13 protein-coding genes are annotated in these 17,815 nt (G+C 65.4%); 11 read left to right on the forward strand and 2 right to left on the reverse strand.

What is annotated here, in order from left to right; translation table 11 throughout:
• The first annotated feature begins 68 nt into the window (after nt 1–68).
• The 6 genes from AC07VU_RS01090 to AC07VU_RS01115 all read left to right on the forward strand — a co-directional run bounded on the left by AC07VU_RS01090 (nt 69) and on the right by AC07VU_RS01115 (nt 9,390).
• Nucleotides 69–851, forward strand: a complete 783-nt coding sequence (locus AC07VU_RS01090) for a class II aldolase/adducin family protein (RefSeq protein ID WP_053259672.1) — start codon at nt 69–71, stop codon at nt 849–851.
• The gene (locus AC07VU_RS01095) at nt 851–1,753 is read left to right on the forward strand and encodes an alpha/beta fold hydrolase (RefSeq protein WP_101336862.1); all 903 of its coding nucleotides are present in this window, start codon (nt 851–853) and stop codon (nt 1,751–1,753) included. Before AC07VU_RS01090 ends, AC07VU_RS01095 begins: the two co-directional genes overlap by 1 nt.
• Nucleotides 1,754–1,966: 213 nt before the next feature.
• Nucleotides 1,967–2,878, forward strand: a complete 912-nt coding sequence (locus AC07VU_RS01100) for an SDR family oxidoreductase (protein WP_007929802.1) — start codon at nt 1,967–1,969, stop codon at nt 2,876–2,878.
• A gap of 633 nt (nt 2,879–3,511) precedes the next feature.
• Complete coding sequence (locus tag AC07VU_RS01105; protein ID WP_007929801.1) at nt 3,512–5,305, forward strand: DUF1302 domain-containing protein; 1,794 nt, start codon at nt 3,512–3,514, stop codon at nt 5,303–5,305.
• 25 nt (nt 5,306–5,330) lie between these two features.
• The gene (locus tag AC07VU_RS01110; protein ID WP_277587883.1) at nt 5,331–6,698 is read left to right on the forward strand and encodes a DUF1329 domain-containing protein; all 1,368 of its coding nucleotides are present in this window, start codon (nt 5,331–5,333) and stop codon (nt 6,696–6,698) included.
• A 148-nt stretch (nt 6,699–6,846) separates the two neighbouring features.
• Complete coding sequence (locus AC07VU_RS01115) at nt 6,847–9,390, forward strand: LuxR C-terminal-related transcriptional regulator (RefSeq protein ID WP_495029419.1); 2,544 nt, start codon at nt 6,847–6,849, stop codon at nt 9,388–9,390.
• Between the two features lie 325 nt (nt 9,391–9,715).
• On the opposite strand, the gene AC07VU_RS01120 is transcribed toward AC07VU_RS01115, so the two are convergent.
• Nucleotides 9,716–10,507 (reverse strand): IclR family transcriptional regulator, encoded by a 792-nt coding sequence (locus tag AC07VU_RS01120; RefSeq protein ID WP_007930806.1) that lies wholly within the window; start codon nt 10,505–10,507, stop codon nt 9,716–9,718.
• A gap of 166 nt (nt 10,508–10,673) precedes the next feature.
• Here AC07VU_RS01120 and hmgA point away from each other — a divergent pair, with 166 nt between their 5' ends.
• The 4 genes from hmgA to AC07VU_RS01140 all read left to right on the forward strand — a co-directional run bounded on the left by hmgA (nt 10,674) and on the right by AC07VU_RS01140 (nt 15,551).
• Nucleotides 10,674–11,978 carry a homogentisate 1,2-dioxygenase gene (hmgA, locus tag AC07VU_RS01125; protein WP_274305566.1) on the forward strand — a complete coding sequence of 435 codons (1,305 nt, stop codon included), beginning with the start codon at nt 10,674–10,676 and terminating at the stop codon, nt 11,976–11,978.
• A gap of 3 nt (nt 11,979–11,981) precedes the next feature.
• A complete protein-coding gene (gene fahA, locus AC07VU_RS01130) occupies nt 11,982–13,286 on the forward strand; it encodes a fumarylacetoacetase (protein WP_274305567.1) in 1,305 nt (434 codons plus the stop codon).
• A 15-nt stretch (nt 13,287–13,301) separates the two neighbouring features.
• Entirely contained in the window at nt 13,302–13,940 is a 639-nt protein-coding gene (gene maiA / locus AC07VU_RS01135) for a maleylacetoacetate isomerase (protein WP_053259678.1), read from the forward strand.
• A 231-nt stretch (nt 13,941–14,171) separates the two neighbouring features.
• The gene (locus AC07VU_RS01140; RefSeq protein ID WP_457275654.1) at nt 14,172–15,551 is read left to right on the forward strand and encodes an MFS transporter; all 1,380 of its coding nucleotides are present in this window, start codon (nt 14,172–14,174) and stop codon (nt 15,549–15,551) included.
• A 197-nt stretch (nt 15,552–15,748) separates the two neighbouring features.
• On the opposite strand, the gene AC07VU_RS01145 is transcribed toward AC07VU_RS01140, so the two are convergent.
• Nucleotides 15,749–16,552 carry a SirB1 family protein gene (locus tag AC07VU_RS01145; RefSeq protein WP_495029420.1) on the reverse strand — a complete coding sequence of 268 codons (804 nt, stop codon included), beginning with the start codon at nt 16,550–16,552 and terminating at the stop codon, nt 15,749–15,751.
• Between the two features lie 183 nt (nt 16,553–16,735).
• Between AC07VU_RS01145 and AC07VU_RS01150 the strand changes: the two genes are divergently transcribed.
• The gene (locus tag AC07VU_RS01150) at nt 16,736–17,755 is read left to right on the forward strand and encodes a Leu/Phe/Val dehydrogenase (RefSeq protein ID WP_007932382.1); all 1,020 of its coding nucleotides are present in this window, start codon (nt 16,736–16,738) and stop codon (nt 17,753–17,755) included.
• Nucleotides 17,756–17,815: the final 60 nt, after the last annotated feature.

Here is a 17,815-nt window from a genome sequence, read left to right on the forward strand (position 1 = left end):
GGGGCTGACTAGACTGACCCCACGTCCGGAAAAATAATAAAAAAACTGCCGTCACTGAGGTCCTTGCCGTGAGCCTATCCTCCGTTCAATCGACATCGAGTGTGAAAGACCAGGTCAGCACCGCCGAATGGCAAACCCGCGTCGATCTGGCCGCCTGCTACCGCCTGGTGGCGATGCATGGCTGGGACGATCTGATCTTCACCCACATCTCCGCCAAGGTCCCTGGCACCGAAGATTTCCTGATCAACCCGTTCGGCCTGATGTTCCATGAGATCACCGCCTCCAGCCTGGTGAAGGTCGACCAGGCCGGCAACAAGCTGATGGACAGCCCCTACGAGATCAACCCCGCCGGCTACACCATCCACAGCGCCGTGCACGAAGTGCGGCACGATGTGGCCTGTGTGCTGCACACCCACACCGCGGCCGGGGTCGCGGTGTCCGCGCAGCAGCAGGGGGTGTTGCCCATCAGCCAGCAATCGCTGTTCGTGCTGTCGAGCCTGGCCTATCACGCCTATGAGGGCGTGGCCCTGAACCACGAGGAAAAGGCCCGGCTGCAGGCCGACCTCGGCGACAGCAATTTCCTGATGCTGCACAACCACGGTCTGCTGACCTGTGGCGGCACCATCGCCGACACCTTCCTGATGATGTTCACCTTCCAGCGTGCCTGCGAGATCCAGGTGCTGGCGCAGAACGGTGCGGCGCAACTGATCGCCATCGAGCCGCAGATTCTGGCCGGGGCCAAGGCGATGATCGCCGGGGTCACCAAAAGCGCTCAAGGCATGGGCGGCGCGCTGGCATGGCCGGCACTGCTGCGCAAACTCGATAAACAAGACGCGGGTTATAAACTCTGATGCCTATGGCCGAGATTCCTCTGTGCGTGTGGCGCAAGCGCGGACATAGCTTCGCGTTTCGCGGCCATGCCATTCGCTACTGGACCGCGGGGCAGGGCGAGCCGCTGCTGCTGATCCATGGTTTTCCCACCGCCGCCTGGGACTGGCATTACCTGTGGCAGCCCCTGGCGCAGCGCTATCGGGTGATCGCCTGCGACATGCTGGGGTTTGGCGATTCGGCCAAGCCGCGGGACCACGAGTACAGCCTGCTGGAACAGGCGGACCTGCAGCAGGCCTTGCTCGAGCATCTGGGGGTCGATAGCCCCGTGCATCTGCTGGCCCACGACTATGGCGACAGCGTCGCCCAGGAAATGCTCGCCCGGCACTACGAAGAGCGTTGCAACATGGCCAGCTGTGTGTTCCTCAACGGCGGCCTGTTCCCGGAAACCCATCGCCCGGTGCTGACGCAGAAGCTGCTGCTCAGCCCGCTGGGCTGGATGCTCGGCCGCGCCTTCAGCCGTGAGGGCCTGGCCAAGAGTTTCAGCCAGATTTTCGGCCCGCAGACCCGGCCCAGCGAAAGCGTGCTGGATGACTTCTGGAGCCTGGTGGAGGCCAATAACGGCCCGCGGATCCTGCATAAATTGATCGGCTACATTCCCGAGCGCCGGGTGCAGCGCGACCGTTGGGTGAGTGCGATGCAGCGCGGCGAGGTGCCGCTACGGGTGATCGACGGCGCGGTGGATCCGATTTCCGGGGCGCACATGGTCGAGCGCTACTGCCAGCTGATCCCCGCCCCGGATACCGTGCTGCTGGCCGGGATCGGTCACTATCCGCAGACCGAGGCCCCGGTCCAGGTGCTCAAGCATTATCTGGCCTTTCGCGAAAGCCTGGAGTTTCCACCGCGAAAACTGGCCTGCTCCTGAGCGCCCCGCGCTGTCCGTAGCACCGGGGTTCTGCGGCCTTGGCCTGTGCATGCCAGACGCCGATGCAGCCCATGCCATCGTTCCCCCTCGATCATCCCCCTGCCTTATTGCGCACCATTCAGCTTCAGCCGTGTTTATTGTGACCGCCAGCCGCGTGCCTGACACTCGAAGCCATTGTCCGTCTGTTGTCCATCTGGCCTGTGGGAGTTCGGTATGAGTGAGTCTGTGCGCTTCGAGAATAAAGTCGTGATCGTCACCGGTGCCGGCGGCGGTCTGGGGCAGGCTCATGCATTGCTGTTCGCCCGGCACGGGGCGAAGGTCCTGGTCAACGACCTGGGCGGTTCGACCCAGGGCGAGGGCGCCAATGCCTCGGCGGCCGACCGGGTGGTGGCGCAGATTCGCGAAGCCGGCGGCATCGCCGAGGCCAACCACGATTCGGTGACCGACGGCGACAAGATCGTGCAGAACGCCCTGGATGCCTTCGGCCGGGTGGATGTGGTGGTGAACAACGCCGGCATCCTGCGCGACAAGACCTTCCACAAGATGGAAGACGCCGATTGGGACCTGGTGTACCGCGTCCATGTCGAAGGCGCCTACAAGGTGACCCGCGCCGCCTGGCCGCACATGCGCGAGCAGGGTTATGGCCGGGTGATCTTCACCGCGTCCACCTCTGGCATCTACGGCAACTTCGGCCAGTCCAACTACGGCATGGCCAAGCTCGGCCTCTACGGCCTGACCCGCACCCTGGCCATTGAAGGCCGCAAGAACAACATCCTGGTCAACGCCATCGCGCCAACCGGCGGCACGCGGATGACCGAAGGGCTGATCCCGCCCCAGGTGTTCGAGCAACTCAAGCCCGAGCTGGTCAGCCCGCTGGTGGTGTACCTGGGCAGCGAGAACTGCCAGGAGACCTCCGGCCTGTTCGAGGTCGGTGGCGGCTGGATGGGCAAGGTGCGCTGGGAGCGCAGCCTGGGCCTGGGCTTCGATCCGCGTGAAGGTTTTTCCCCGGAAGATGTCGCGGCGCACTGGCAGCAGATCTGCGACTTCGAGGGCGCGGCGCACCCCAAGGACAACATCGAAGCCTTGAAAGAGATGATGCAGAACCTGCAGAAATACGCGATCTGAAGCAGCGCCCGCCAACCCGAACAGCCGCGGCCTGCGCGGCTGTTCGCCTTATGCCTTCATCACTGCCTTCGGCCTGACCCTGGCGCTGTCAGTCCATCGCCTGTTGCAGCGTTTCCATTGCCACGGCGAGCAGACCTTGAGCATCGACCTGGCTTTCTACCGGGCATAAAAAAGGCCGCTGCAAGGCAGCGGCCGAAGGAAGACGTTAGATCAAGGAGCAACAAATCAACGTCAGTGAACACCCGGTGAAGATCTGAATATCGTTGCTTCAAACCTTCTGAATCCTCTTGCCCCCAAGGTGGCGTGATCACACCTCTGGGCGACTCTGCGTGGCTGTTTGCCGTGAGAGCGAGGCCAGAATAAGGGCTGGCTGTGCAATGAAAAATAGCGATTGTGGACAAGGACTGTTACAGCCTGGGCAATAGTAGTGCACGTCGCGCGGACATGCCCTGCAAGGGCGCAATCCATCCACCTGATACCCGTCCATCCAGCCCGTCGATGCACCGCGCAAAGGCCCGGCTGGCGAGGGCATTCATCCTTTCGGGCGACAACGCGAATACCTCCTTGGTGCGCTTATCGCTCCTGTGCGCCGGCAGTAGGGTGAGGCCTTCTGTCACTCACCGGGGAAGACGCATGACAAAAACAACAATGCGCGCCATCTTCACACCGCGGGCGCTGGCCGTCGCGGTGGCCTTGGGGGGCTGCGCCCAGGCGCAGGCCGTTTCATTCAACATCGGGGAGATCGAGGGGCAGTTCGATTCTTCGCTGTCCATCGGCGCCAGCTGGGGCATGCGCGATGCCGACAAGGACCTGGTGGGTGTGTCCAACGGCGGTCGCGGGCAGTCTTCCACCGGCGACGACGGGCGCCTGAATTTCAAGAAGGGCGAGACCTTTTCGAAGATCTTCAAGGGCATCCATGACCTTGAACTGAAGTACGGCGACACCGGCGTCTTCGTCCGTGGCAAATACTGGTACGACTTCGAACTCAAGGACGAAGACCGCGAGTTCAAGCCCATCAGCGACCACAACCGCAAGGAGGGCGCCAAGTCGTCCGGCGGGCAGATCCTCGATGCCTTCATCTATCACAACTACTCCATCGCCGACCTTCCGGGCACCGTGCGCGCCGGCAAGCAGGTGGTCAGCTGGGGCGAAAGCACCTTCATCGGCAACTCGATCAACAGCATCAACCCGATCGACGTGTCCGCATTCCGTCGTCCTGGCGCGGAGATCAAGGAAGGCCTGATCCCGGTGAACATGCTGTTCGCTTCCCAGGGACTGACCGACCAGTTGACCGTGGAAGGTTTCTATCAGCTGGAGTGGGACCAGACCGTGGTCGACAACTGCGGCACCTTCTTCGGCAACGACGTGGTGGCGGACGGCTGCACCACTGGCTACACCGTCGGCAGCCCGGCGATCCGCCCGCTGCAACCGATTGCCGCAGCGTTCGGCCAGGGCTTCACCGTGGCCCCCGAAGGCGTGGTGATCGGCCGCGCCGGCGACCGCGATGCCCGCGACTCCGGGCAGTGGGGCACCGCCTTGCGCTGGCTGGGCGACGACACCGAGTACGGGCTGTACTTCATGAACTACCACGCGCGCACCCCGACGGTTGGCACCATCACCGCCGGGAGCAGCACCTTGGCGAGCATCCCAGGGATCGTCAGCACCGCCAACCGCATCGCCCCGGGCACCGGTTCGGCCCTGGCCCAGAGCGTGATGCTCGGTCGCGGCCAGTACTACCTCGAATACCCGGAAGACATCCGCCTGTACGGCGCCAGCTTCTCCACCACGCTGCCCACCGGCACCGCCTGGACCGGCGAGATCAGCTACCGGCCCAACGCCCCGGTGCAGATCAACACCAACGACCTGACCCTGGCCCTGGTCAACCCCATCGCCGGTGGCCTGGCGTCGCCGGTGCGGACCTCGGCGGGCGCCGACAACACCGGTTACCGGCGCAAGGAAATCACCCAGGTCCAGAGCACCCTGACCCAGTTCTTCGACCAGGTGCTGGGTGCCGACCGCCTGACCCTGGTGGGCGAGGCGGCGATCGTGCATGTCGGTGGCCTGGAGTCGAAAAGCGAGCTGCGCTACGGCCGCGATTCGGTCTACGGCCAGTACGGTTTCGGTGGCGATACCGACGGTTTCGTCACCGCCACGTCCTGGGGTTATCGCGCCCGGGCGATCCTCGATTACAACAACCTGATCGCCGGGATCAACCTCAAGCCCAACCTGTCCTGGTCCCACGACGTCAACGGCTACGGCCCCAATGGCCTGTTCAACGAAGGCGCCAAGGCGGTGAGCCTCGGGGTCGATGCCGACTACCGCAACACCTACACCGCCAGCCTCAGTTACACCGACTTTTTCGGCGGTGACTACAACACCCTCAAAGACCGCGACTTCCTCGCGTTGAGCTTCGGCGTGAACTTCTGATCCGGCCCTAAAGAAGGACAACTTTATGCGCAAGACGATTTTGCAATGCGGCGCCCTGGCCTTGACCCTGCTGGCGGCCAACGTGATGGCGGCGGTCACCCCGCAGGAAGCGGACAAGCTCGGCACCAGCCTGACCCCGCTCGGCGCGGAAAAGGCCGGCAATGCCGACGGCTCGATCCCGGCCTGGACCGGTGGTATCGGCAAGAACGCCGGGGCGGTGGACGCCAAGGGCTTCCTCGCCGACCCGTTCGCCAGCGAGAAGCCGCTGTTCACCATCACCGCGGCCACTGTTGACAAGTACAAGGACAAGCTCTCCGACGGCCAGGTGGCGATGTTCAAGCGCTACCCGGAAACCTACAAGATCCCGGTCTACCCGACCCACCGCACGGTCGGCCTGCCGGCGGACATCTACGAGTCGGCCAAGCGCAGCGCGCTGAACGTCACCTCGATCAACGAAGGCAACGGCCTGGCCAATTTCACCGGCAACCGCTACTACGCCTTCCCGATTCCGAAGACCGGCGTGGAAGTGCTGTGGAACCACACCACCCGTTATCGCGGCGGCAACCTGCGCCGGATCATCACCCAGGCCACGCCGCAGACCAACGGCAGCTACACGCCGATCCGCTTCGAAGAAGAGGTGGCGGTGCCGCAGCAGATCCCCGACCTGGATCCGGAGAAAGGCGCCAACGTGCTGACCTTCTTCAAGCAGGCGGTGACCGCTCCGGCGCGCCTGGCCGGTAACGTGCTGCTGGTGCACGAAACCCTCGACCAGGTGAAGGAGCCGCGCCTGGCGTGGATCTACAACGCCGGCCAGCGCCGTGTGCGCCGCGCCCCGCAAGTGGCTTACGATGGGCCGGGCACCGCCGCCGACGGCCTGCGCACCTCGGACAACTTCGACATGTTCTCCGGCGCGCCGGACCGCTACGACTGGAAGCTGGTGGGCAAGAAGGAGATGTACATCCCCTACAACAGCTACAAGCTGGATTCGCCGAGCCTCAAGTACGACGACATCATCAAGGCCGGGCATATCAACCAGGACCTGACCCGCTACGAGCTGCACCGGGTCTGGGAAGTGGTCGGCACGGTCAAGCCGAGCGAGCGGCATATCTACGCCAAGCGCCACATGTACATCGACGAGGACAGCTGGCAGGTGGCGCTGGTGGATCACTACGACGGTCGCGGCCAGCTGTGGCGGGTGGCCGAAGGGCATGCGCAGTTCTATTACAACGCCCAGGTGCCGGCCTACACCCTCGAAGCGCTGTACGACATCATCGCCGGGCGCTACCTCGCCCTGGGGATGAAGAACGAAGAGAAGCACAGCTTCGAGTTCGGTTTTGCCGCCAAGGCCGCCGACTACACCCCGGCCGCCCTGCGCGCAACCGGCGTTCGGTAAGGCCCGGGATACAAACGATGGCAAAAGGCGACCGATCGGTCGCCTTTTTTATGGGCGCGGATCAGCGCGCTGAATACTTCTCAACAAGCACCGGCGACAAGGCTAGGGTGGGGGCACGCAGGCTAAAACTATAAAAAGGCACGCCGCAATGACCGCCATGACTCCCTGTCCTGGATTCCTGCCCCGTTTGTCCTCCCATCACCTGTCCCGCAGCCGTCTGAGTGCCCCGCTCCTGGCGTCGTCCGCCCGGGTGAAATTGCTTTGTGCGCCGGCTGGCAGTGGCAAGACGGCCCTGCTCGCCGAATGCCTGTTGCAGGCGCCGGCCGGGTGCCGGGTGTGCTGGTTGCCCCAGGCCGGGGCGGCGCAGACACCGCAGCAATTGTGCGGCGAGCTGGCGCGGGCGTTGGGCCTGGCCGTATCGGACGAGGCCGCCGTGCTGGACCATCTGGCGCAGGTGCAGAGCCCGACCTGGCTGTTCCTCGATGATTACTGCCGGGTCGCCGCGCCGCCGCTGGACCTGCTGCTCGACCGCCTGCTGGCGATCAGCAATCCGGCGCTGACCTGGTGGCTGGGCGGCCGCCGCCGGCCGCAATGCAACTGGCCGCGGCTGCTGCTCGACGACCAGCTCTACGAATGCACGGGGCCCGAGCTGGCGTTCACCCAGGAGGACATCGAGCGACTGCTGCAACAATTGCCGCAGCCTTTGTCGATCCACACCGCCAGCCGGATTTTCCAGCGCAGTGCCGGCTGGTGCGCCGGGGTGCGCATCGCCCTGCTCGAAGGCAGCGAGCTGGTGGCCACGCCATGCCGGCAGGGGCGACCCAATACCCTGCTGGAATACCTGGAGCACGAGTTGTTCAGGGTGTTGCCGGCGGAGCTGTCCGAGGTCTGGCATGTGCTGGCGCACCTGCCGCGCTTCAATGCCGCGTTGTGCGAGCACTTGTTCGGCGCCGGGGAGGGTGCCCAGTACCTGCGGACATTGCAGGAACTGGGCTGCTTCATCGAACCCTGGGAGGCTGCGCCGGAGTGGCTGCAAGTGTTCGCGCCCCTGGCCCGGCTGATGCGCGACGAGCCCTGGCCGGCGGGACGCTCCTGGCATCGCCGCGCCTGCCAGTGGTTCGCCGCGCAGGAGGACTGGCAGGCGGCGTTCGAGCAGGCGTTGCTGGCGCAGGAATACGAAGTGGCGGTCAGCCTGTTGCAGCACTTCAGTTTCGAGCACCTGTTCGAGCAGCAGAATGTGGTGTTGCTGTTGCGCCTGCATGAGCAGCAGGGTGAGGAACTGCTGCTCGGCAGCCCGCAGTTGGTCGGGCTGTTGACGGCGGCCTTGCTGTTCGCCGGGCGTTTCGACCAGGCGCAACACTGCGTGGCGCAGATGGCGCGTTTTACGCCGCAGCCGACGGCCTCCGGGCAGCGGCAACTGGTGGCGCGCTGGCAGGCGCAGCAGGGCTGGCTGCTGCATCTGCAAGGGTTGATGGAACCGGCGCGGATGCATTTTCTCGAGGCGCTGACCGAACTGCCGGCCCATGCCTGGCCGACCCGCCTGCTGTGCCTTTCGGGCCTGACCCAGCAGGCCTTGCTCCGGGGCGAACTGGACGTGGCGCAGATGCTCAACCGCGAGGCGCTGTGCCTGGCCAGGGCCCAGGGTTCATTGCTGTTCGAAGCGCTGCTGGAACTGGACCATGCCCAACTGCTGGAGCAGCGTGGGGCGCCCCACAGGGCGCAGAGCCTGCTGGACGATGTGCAGCAATTGTTGAGTCGCCAGGCTTATCGGGTCGGCCCGCTGCTGGGTCGTATCGCCTTGCGCCAAGGGCGCCTGGCCTTGCGCCAGGGGCAGGCGGAACAGGCCGCCGGGCATTTCCAGAGCGGGCTCGAACGCTGTCTGCTCAGTCATGACAAACGCGCCCTGTACGGGTTTCTCGGCCAGGCGTTCCTGGCCGCCAACCAGGGCGACTATGCCCACGCGTTTGTACGCCTGCGCGATGCCGAGCGGCTGATGCAGCAACGGCAGATCCCGGACACGGTGTACCGCGCCGTGCTGCTGCAGGTCAGCAGCGTGTTCTGGTTGCAGCAGGGGAGGCCGGAACTGGCCCAGGCGGCATTGAGCCGGGTGCTGCGCCACTACCGTGGGGCCCAGGCGCGCCAGGCGCCACCGGCCACCCTCGAGCTGATTCCGCGTATCGAGTACCTGCTGGTGCTGGCCGAGGTGTACCTGCAGCGTGCCGAGGCACCGGTGGCAAACTTGCAGCGCCTGCTCGAGCAGGCCCGGCAACGGGGCATGCTGTGCCTGCAGACCGAGTTGCACCTGGCCCTGGCCGAGGTCGCTTTCCTGCTGGGGGATCGGGCGTTGTCCGCCGGTGCCTTGCAGGAGGGGCTGGAGCTCGGTGCCCGGTGCAACCTGCACCAGGCGCTGCATGAATTGCGTCTGCGTCAGCCGCGGATGTTTGACGTCCAGCCGGTGGCCGAACCCGAAGCGCCCATGCCGCTGCCGGCGGCAGGGGAGAGCCCGCTGAGCCAGCGGGAGCTGGAGGTGCTGCAACTGATCGCCCTGGGCAGCTCCAACCAGCAGATCGCCGAGCAATTGTTCATTTCCCTGCACACGGTGAAGACCCATGCGCGGCGCATTCACAGCAAGCTCGGGGTGGAGCGCCGCACCCAGGCCGTGGCCAAGGCCAAGACGTTGGGATTGATGTAGTGGTTGGACAGATATCAGGGCCGCCAACCTGACAACGCGGCCTCCCGCCAAACCGTGCGGCCCGCTTTGACGACGGCTACGCCGCCGATCGCAGCCTCCGGCAGCGGCTACAGGGTTTTGTAGCCGCTGGCGCAGCCTGCGATCGGTCGCGCAGCGGCCGCAACCCCTGGCGACGCGGTGTTTCATCAAATGGCGTGGGTCTTTTTACGACGGCTACGCCGCCGATAGCAGCCTTCGGCAGCGGCTACAGGGTTTTGTAGCCGCTGGCGTAGCCTGCGATCGGGCGCGCAGCGGCCGCAAAGCTGACGATTGGATGGATCCGCGTCTAGGGCTGGTAACCCATGCGCCAGCTCACCGCCTGGGACGCGGCCAGCAGGCGTTGCGCTGCCGGGCCGTTTTCGTCGGCGTGGAACAGCGAGGTCGGGCCAACCACCGTCAGCACGGCGGCGACCTTGCCGGTGGCGTCGAACACCGGTGCCGACAAGGCATCTACGCCGGGCATCAGCAGGCCGTGCACATGGTGCAGGCCGCGCTGGCGGATCTGCTCGCATAGGGCGGCATAGGCCTGCTCGTCCGCCAGCGCATGGGGCGCGTGGGCCTTGAGTTCCTGCTCGCGCAAATCGACGGTTTCGCGATTCGGCAGGTAGGCGCCGAACACCAGCCCGGTGGACGAGCTGAGCAAGGGCAGCACCGAACCCAGTTGGGTCACCACCGTCACCGCGCGCACGGCCGGTTCGATATGCACCACGGTCGCGCCCTGGTTGCCCCATACCGCGAGGAAGCAGGTCTCGTTCAATTCATCGCGCAGCTCGGCCAGGGGCAGGGCGGCGACCTTCAGTACATCCATGCTGCCCAGCGCGGCCATGCCGACCCGCAAGGCCTCGCGGCCCAGGCCATAGTGGTTGGTGGCGGTGTTCTGTTCGGCGAAGCCACTGGCGATCAGCGCCTGCAGGTAACGGTGAACCTTGCTCGCCGGCATCTGTACATGTTCGGCCAGGCGCGACAGCGAGGTCGCCGGCGACAGCTCGGCCAGGGCCTTGAGGATGTCGGTGCCGACCTCGGCCGAGCGGACTTTCTGTTTACCGTTGCTGTCGCTGGTGCTGCGCGGCTTTTCCATGGAGGCGGTGTGATCCCGGGACGAATGGGCGTCTTTATAGCTTGACGGTCAATACCAATCAAATTACGTTATCCGTAATTGGATTACGATAAAAATAACGCTGGCGTGCCGAGAGCTCTCCCCATGGAGTCGCAGGCCGCTGCCAACTCCACTTCCAGGAGGCTCCATGAACCTCGATTCCACGGCGTCCGGGCTGGCGTACCAGTCGGGCTTCGGCAACCAGTTTTCCAGCGAGGCCCTGCCAGGCGCCTTGCCCGTCGGCCAGAACTCCCCGCAAAAAGCCCCTTACGGCCTCTACACCGAACTCTTCTCCGGCACGGCCTTCACCATGGCCCGCAGCGAAGCGCGGCGCACCTGGATGTACCGTATCCAGCCATCGGCCAACCACCCGGCCTTCGCCAAGCTGGATCGCCAGCTGGCAGGCGGGCCGCTGGGCGAGATCACGCCCAACCGGTTGCGCTGGAACCCGCTGGATATTCCGAGTGAGCCGACCGACTTCATCGACGGCCTGGTGAACATGGTCGCCAACTCGGCAGCGCAGAAACCCGCCGGGATCAGCATCTACACCTACCGCGCCAACCGCTCCATGGAGCGGGTGTTCTTCAACGCCGACGGCGAGTTGCTGCTGGTGCCCGAACAGGGCCGCCTGCGCATCGCCACCGAGCTTGGGGTGCTGGAAGTCGAACCGCTGGAGATCGCGGTACTGCCCCGCGGCCTGAAGTTCCGCGTCGAACTGCTGGACCCGCAGGCGCGCGGCTATATAGCCGAAAACCACGGCGCGCCCCTGCGCCTGCCCGACCTGGGGCCGATCGGCAGCAACGGCCTGGCCAACCCGCGGGACTTCCTGACCCCGGTCGCCTGTTACGAAGACCTCAAGCAGCCCACTACGTTGATGCAGAAATTCCTCGGCGAGCTGTGGGGCTGCGAGCTGGATCATTCGCCGCTGAACGTGGTGGCCTGGCACGGCAACAACGTGCCGTACAAATATGACCTGCGCCGTTTCAACACCATCGGCACCGTCAGCTTCGATCACCCGGACCCGTCGATTTTTACCGTGCTGACCTCGCCCACCAGCGTGCACGGCCTGGCCAACCTGGACTTCGTGATCTTCCCGCCGCGCTGGATGGTGGCCGAGAACACCTTCCGTCCGCCGTGGTTCCACCGCAACCTGATGAACGAATACATGGGCCTGATCCAGGGCGCCTACGATGCCAAGGCCGAAGGTTTCGTACCCGGCGGCGCTTCGCTGCACAGCTGCATGAGCGCCCACGGCCCGGATGGCGAAAGCTGCACCAAGGCCATCAACGCCGAGCTGCAACCTGCCAAGATCGACAACACCATGGCCTTCATGTTCGAGACCAGCCAGGTGCTGCGTCCTAGCCAGTACGCCCTGGAGTGCCCGCAATTGCAGAACGACTACGATGCTTGCTGGGCCTCGCTGCCCGCCACCTTCAACCCGAATCGGAAATAACCCATGAATCAGCCAACCATCACCCGCAGCTGGGTTGCCTCCGCCAACGACCATGCCGACTTCCCGCTGCAGAACCTGCCGCTGGGGGTGTTCAGCCACAAGGGTTCGGCGCCGCGCAGCGGCGTGGCCATCGGCGAGCACATCTTCGACCTGGAAGCGGCGCTCGACGCCGGGCTGTTCGAGGGCCCGGCCAAGACCGCGGTGCAAGCCACCCGTGGTGGCCAGTTGAATGCCTTTTTCGAACTGGGCCGCCCGGCCCGCGTGGCCCTGCGCGAGCGCCTGCTGGAATTGCTCGGCGAGGGCAGCAGCCTGCGCGGCAAGGTCGAGGCCCAGGGCGCGAAACTGCTGCCCCTGGCCGCCGATTGCCAGATGCACCTGCCGGCAAGGATCAATGACTACACCGACTTCTATGTCGGCATCGAGCACGCGCAGAACGTCGGCAAGCTGTTCCGCCCGGACAACCCGTTGCTGCCGAACTACAAATACGTGCCGATCGGTTACCACGGCCGCGCTTCCACCATCCGCACTTCCGGTGCCGACGTACGCCGGCCCAAGGGCCAGACCCTGCCCGCCGGCCAGAGCGAGCCGACCTTCGGCCCATGCGCGCGGCTGGACTACGAACTGGAGCTGGGCATCTGGATCGGCCAGGGCAATGAACTGGGCGAGCCGATCGCCATTGGCGACGCTGCCGAGCACATCGCCGGCTTCTGCCTGCTCAACGACTGGTCGGCGCGGGATATCCAGGCCTGGGAATACCAGCCGCTGGGCCCGTTCCTGTCGAAAAGCTTCATCACCAGCATCTCGCCCTGGGTGGTGACGGCCGAAGCCCTGGAGCCGTTCCGCCGTGCCCAGACACCACGTCCCGAAGGCGACCCGCAGCCGCTGCCGTACCTGCTGGACAAGCGCGACCAGGCCGCCGGTGGTTTCGACATCGAGCTGGAAGTGCTGTTGCTCACCGAAGCGATGCGCGAGCAAGGCCTGCCGGCCCACCGCCTGACCCTGAGCAACACCCAGTACATGTACTGGACCGTGGCGCAGATGGTCGCTCACCACAGCGTCAACGGCTGCCAGTTGCAGGCCGGCGACCTGTTCGGTTCGGGCACCCTGTCGGGCCCGCAAAGCAACCAGTTCGGCAGCCTGCTGGAAATCACCGAAGGCGGTAAGAAACCGATCGAACTGGCGTCCGGCGAAGTGCGTAAATTTCTTGAGGACGGCGACGAAATCATCCTGCGCGGCCGCTGCCGCCGCGAGGGTTTCGCCTCCATCGGTTTCGGCGAATGCCGCGGTAAAGTCCTGCCTTCCCGTTAAGAAGAGGTGCGCGTTATGGAGCTCTATACCTACTACCGTTCGACCGCGTCCTACCGGGTGCGCATCGCGCTGGCGCTCAAGGGCCTGGACTACCAGGCGCTGCCGGTCAACCTGCTGGCGGCCGGCGGCGGTGCGAACCGCCAGCCGCAATACCTGCAAATCAACCCGCAAGGCCGCGTGCCGGCCTTGCGCACCGACGACGGCGAGCTGCTGATCCAGTCGCTGGCTATCGTCGAATACCTGGAAGAACGTTATCCACAGGTGCCGCTGCTCTCCCAGGAGCTGGCGGCCCGCGCCCACGAACGGGCGGTGGCGTTGCTGATCGGCTGCGATATTCATCCGCTGCACAACTCCAGCACGCAGAACCTGCTGCGCCAGTGGGGCTACGATGAGGCACGGGTGCTGGAGTGGATCGGCCACTGGATCAGCACCGGCCTGGCGGCGGTCGAGCAGTTGATCGGCGAGCAGGGGTATTGCTTCGGCGAGCAACCGGGGCTGGCCGACACCTTCCTGATTCCCCAGCTGTACGCGGCCGAGCGCTTCAAGGTGCCATTGGACGCCTACCCGCGGATTCGCCGGGTCGCCGCCCTGGCCGCCGAACATCCGGCGTTCCAGAAGGCCCATCCGGCCAACCAGCCCGATACGCCCGCCTGACCTGTGTAGCCGCTGCCGCAGGCTGCGATCGACCGGAGCGGTCGCGAAGATCTCAGGATCGCTGAAGGCCTTCGGCCTTATCGCAGCCTGCGGCAGCGGCTACAGGAGACAGGTCCGCGGGAGCAACGTGTTCCCGCGCCTGAATGATGTACACAAGACCGATCCTTGTCGCCCAAGAGCAATGACGGTCTGCCGGCTCCCATAACCATAAAAAACAGCAGGTACCTTGCGATGCACAATCAGATTGCCAGCTTCCGGGCGGCCCTCGACGCCCGTCCGGTGTCGCGTTATCAGTGGTTGCTTCTTCTGCTCCTGGCCCTGTTGCTGGTCACCGACGGCTACGACGCCCAGGTGCTGGGTTATGTGGTGCCGGCCCTGGCCCAGGATTGGGGCCTGGAAAAGGCCGCGTTCGGTCCGGTGTTTAGCGCCAACCTGCTGGGCCTGACCCTGGGCTCGCTGGCGGTGACGCCGCTGGCGGACCGCTTTGGCGTGCGGCGGATTTTGCTGGCCTGCGTGCTGATCTACGCCAGCCTCACGGTGATGATGGTGTTCGCCGATTCGCTGAACAGCCTGATGGTCGCGCGTTTTATCTGCGGCATCGGCATGGGCGGGGCGATGCCCAGCGCCATGGCGCTGATGTCGGAATATTCGCCGCCGCGCCTGCGCACCCTGATGGTGACCCTGGCTGCCTGCGGTTTCTCTTTCGGCGGCGCGGCCGGCGGTTTTGTCGCCGCGGGTTTCATCGACCGCTTCGGCTGGCAGGCGGTGTTCCTCGCCGGCGGCGTCACGCCGTTGCTGCTGTTTCCCTTCCTGGCCTGGTTCCTCCCCGAGTCGTTGCCGCGCCTGCTGCGCGATCAGCCGCCTTATGCCCGCCTGCGCAAGGTCACCGCGCGCATGCTGCCGGACTGGCAACCACCGGCCGCCTCGGCCGCGCAGAACCAAGCCGAGCAGGGCAGCAAGCTTACGGTGATCGAGCTGTTCCGCCACGGTTATGCGCGCCCGACGTTGCTGATCTGGTCGACCTTTTTCGTCAGCCTGATCCTGCTGTATTTCATGATCAGCTGGTTGCCGTCGCTGCTGCTGGAAAGTGGCCTGGGCCTGAACGAAGCGAACCTGGTGACCTCGATGTTCCTGTTCGCCGGCACCCTGGGGGCGATCTGCATGGCCTGGTTCGCCGACCGCCTGCAACGCAAGGTACGGCTGCTCTCGGCGGTGCTGGCCGGGGCGGCGCTGTGCACCCTGCTGTTGGGCCTGAACCATGATAATCCGCGTTACCTGGTGGCCTTCGTCTTCGCCGCCGGCTTCTGCATCATCGGCGGCCAACTGACCCTCAATGCCTTCGCCAGCAACTTCTACCCGGCCCATGTCCGCGCCACCGGCACCGGCTGGGCCCTGGGCGTCGGCCGCTTCGGCTCGATCCTCGGCCCGCTGTTCGGCAGCCTGCTGCTGGCGATGCACATCCCGGTGCAGCAGATCTTTTTCTTCTGCGCGATTCCGGCGGTGATTGCGGCGCTGCTGATCATCCAGGTGCGCTCGCCCGAAGGCCTGCCAGCGAGCACGCCCGAACCCCTGGACTCGCTGGCCGCGAAGCTCGCCCGCGACCAACGCTAACGCTTGCCCCTGTGGGGGCCTTGCTGGCGATAGCGGCCGGCCTGATACACCGCGTCGTCTTCATCGCCGGCAAGTCGGATCGCCGCCCGCTCGCTCCTACAGAAACACTGCCCGTCTCTGTAGGAGCGAAGCTTGCTCGCGATGGCGCCCGGTTTGGCACACCACGTCATGTCCATCGTCGGCAAGAATGGGGGATGTCAGTGGACGATGCTATTGGGCGGCAAGTGCCCCAGGCGTTCGGTCAGGCGCAGGCGCTGGATCGGGTCTTCGCTGAGCAGCAGGGCGTGCTCCAGGTCGAAGCGTTCGGCGTTGGGGCAGTCCAGGTGCTGGTAGAGGCTGGCGCGGGCCAGGTAGTCGGAGGCGCTGCCATTGCCCAGTTCCAGGACCCGCTCGGCATCGATCAGCGCATTGAGGTGGTCGTCGTGGCTCAGGTGCAACTGGCGCAGGTTGCGCGACAGGCGCTGGAGCATCTGCTGCGGGCTGGCCGTGGCCAGGTGCTCGGCGGCCAGCTTGATGTTCGGCCCGTACTGGCGCTCCAGCAGCTCACGGCAGTCGTTGGGGTACAGGCGGCGCCCGCCGCAAGGGTCGAGCAGGTGATCGGCACCGGGCACGCGCAATAGAAAGTGCCCGGGGAAGTTGACCCCGACCATGGGGATCTCCAGGCGCCGCGCCAGCTCCAGGGCGATCAGCCCCAGCGCCAGCGGTTGCCCGCGCCGGGTGTGCAGCACCTTGTCCAGCAGCGCCGCCTGCGGGCGCAGCGGCAGGAACTCGTCCTGCTGGAACCCCAGGTCGTTCATGCGCCGCAGCAGCGGCTGGCCCAGTTCGCTGACTGGCAGCAGCGGCAAGCCTGTGCTGACCCGCTGTTGCAGCTCCTTGAAGTCCTGCAGCAACTGCTCGGGCGCCACCTCTTTGTCGTGCTCGGCGGCGATCCATAGCGCCGCCTCGAAAAGGGCGGGCGGGGACTGTTGCAGGCAGGCGAAAAAAGCTTGACGCGGGTTCATCGAAATCTCCGGCGAATGCCTCGTTTTAGCCCCGTCGCGGGCGTTCGTCCAGTGCCGCACACATGCCGTAGCAGGTTATTTCCTAAAGCCCGGAAAGGCACCGGGCTTATTCCCGCGCGCTCCAGCAATTTTCATGCACAAGCCTATACTGGCGACTACAAGAAGTGATTCGGGAGCCCGACGATGTTCGCTCTCATGCAAAGCACTCGCCTTGAATCGCTGCACCTGAGCGTCGACCCGGCCACCGGGTTGAAGGCGGTGATTGCCATTCATAGCAGCCGCCTGGGGCCTGCCTTGGGAGGCTGTCGTTACCTTGCCTACCCCGACGACGAAAGTGCCGTGGTCGATGCCGTGCGCCTGGCCCAAGGCATGAGCTACAAGGCCGCCCTGGCCGGCTTGCCCCACGGTGGCGGCAAGGCGGTCATCATCCGTCCGCCACACGTCGAAAGCCGTGCCGCCTTGTTCGAAGCCTTCGGGCGCTGCGTCGAGCAACTCGATGGCCGCTACATCACCGCCATCGACAGCGGCACCTCGGTCGCCGACATGGACTGCATCGCCCAAACCACCCAGCACGTCACCAGCACCACCGCCTCCGGCGACCCGGCGCCGCATGCCGCCATGGGGGTGTTCGCCGGCATCCGCGCCACCGCCATGGCCCGCCTGGGCAGCGACAACCTCGAAGGCTTGCGGGTGGCGATCCAGGGCCTGGGCAATGTCGGCTTCGCCCTCGCCGAACAGCTGCATGCCGCGGGTGCCGAACTGCTGGTCAGCGATATCGATTCCGGCAAGGTGCAACTGGCCATGGAGCAACTGGGCGCCCATCCGATCGCCAACGAAGCCTTGCTCAGCACCCCGTGCGACATCCTCGCGCCCTGCGGGCTGGGCGGCGTGCTCAACAGCCACAGCGTGGCGCAACTGCGCTGCTCGGCGGTCGCCGGCTCGGCCAACAACCAGCTGACCAACCTGCAGGTCGCCGACCAGCTGGAAAACCGCGGCATCCTCTACGCGCCGGACTACGTGATCAACGCCGGCGGGCTGATCTACGTTTCGCTCAAGCATCGCGGTGAAGACCTGGCGACCATCACCGCCCACCTGTCGAAGATCAGCCAGCGGCTCACCGAAGTCTTCGCTCACGCCCAGGCTGAAAAGCGCTCCCCGGCGCGGGTGGCCGACGACTTGGCGGAGCGCGTGCTGTACCGCTAGGCGCGAAGGCCTTACCCGGCATTTCGCCCTGTAGGCCCCGCGCCACAAGCACGGGGCGCA

The organism is Pseudomonas sp. GW821-FHT02B10 (genome assembly GCF_059421865.1).

Excerpts from the sequence above, each read along its gene's own strand:
- AC07VU_RS01095 (WP_101336862.1), top strand. The coding sequence starts at position 851 with ATGCCTATGGCCGAGATTCCTCTGTGCGTGTGGCGCAAGCGCGGACAT.
- AC07VU_RS01100 (WP_007929802.1), top strand. The coding sequence starts at position 1,967 with ATGAGTGAGTCTGTGCGCTTCGAGAATAAAGTCGTGATCGTCACCGGT.
- AC07VU_RS01105 (WP_007929801.1), top strand. The coding sequence starts at position 3,512 with ATGACAAAAACAACAATGCGCGCCATCTTCACACCGCGGGCGCTGGCC.
- AC07VU_RS01110 (WP_277587883.1), top strand. The coding sequence starts at position 5,331 with ATGCGCAAGACGATTTTGCAATGCGGCGCCCTGGCCTTGACCCTGCTG.
- AC07VU_RS01115 (WP_495029419.1), top strand. The coding sequence starts at position 6,847 with ATGACCGCCATGACTCCCTGTCCTGGATTCCTGCCCCGTTTGTCCTCC.
- AC07VU_RS01120 (WP_007930806.1), bottom strand. The coding sequence starts at position 10,507 with ATGGAAAAGCCGCGCAGCACCAGCGACAGCAACGGTAAACAGAAAGTC.
- hmgA (WP_274305566.1), top strand. The coding sequence starts at position 10,674 with ATGAACCTCGATTCCACGGCGTCCGGGCTGGCGTACCAGTCGGGCTTC.
- fahA (WP_274305567.1), top strand. The coding sequence starts at position 11,982 with ATGAATCAGCCAACCATCACCCGCAGCTGGGTTGCCTCCGCCAACGAC.
- maiA (WP_053259678.1), top strand. The coding sequence starts at position 13,302 with ATGGAGCTCTATACCTACTACCGTTCGACCGCGTCCTACCGGGTGCGC.
- AC07VU_RS01140 (WP_457275654.1), top strand. The coding sequence starts at position 14,172 with ATGCACAATCAGATTGCCAGCTTCCGGGCGGCCCTCGACGCCCGTCCG.
- AC07VU_RS01145 (WP_495029420.1), bottom strand. The coding sequence starts at position 16,552 with ATGAACCCGCGTCAAGCTTTTTTCGCCTGCCTGCAACAGTCCCCGCCC.
- AC07VU_RS01150 (WP_007932382.1), top strand. The coding sequence starts at position 16,736 with ATGTTCGCTCTCATGCAAAGCACTCGCCTTGAATCGCTGCACCTGAGC.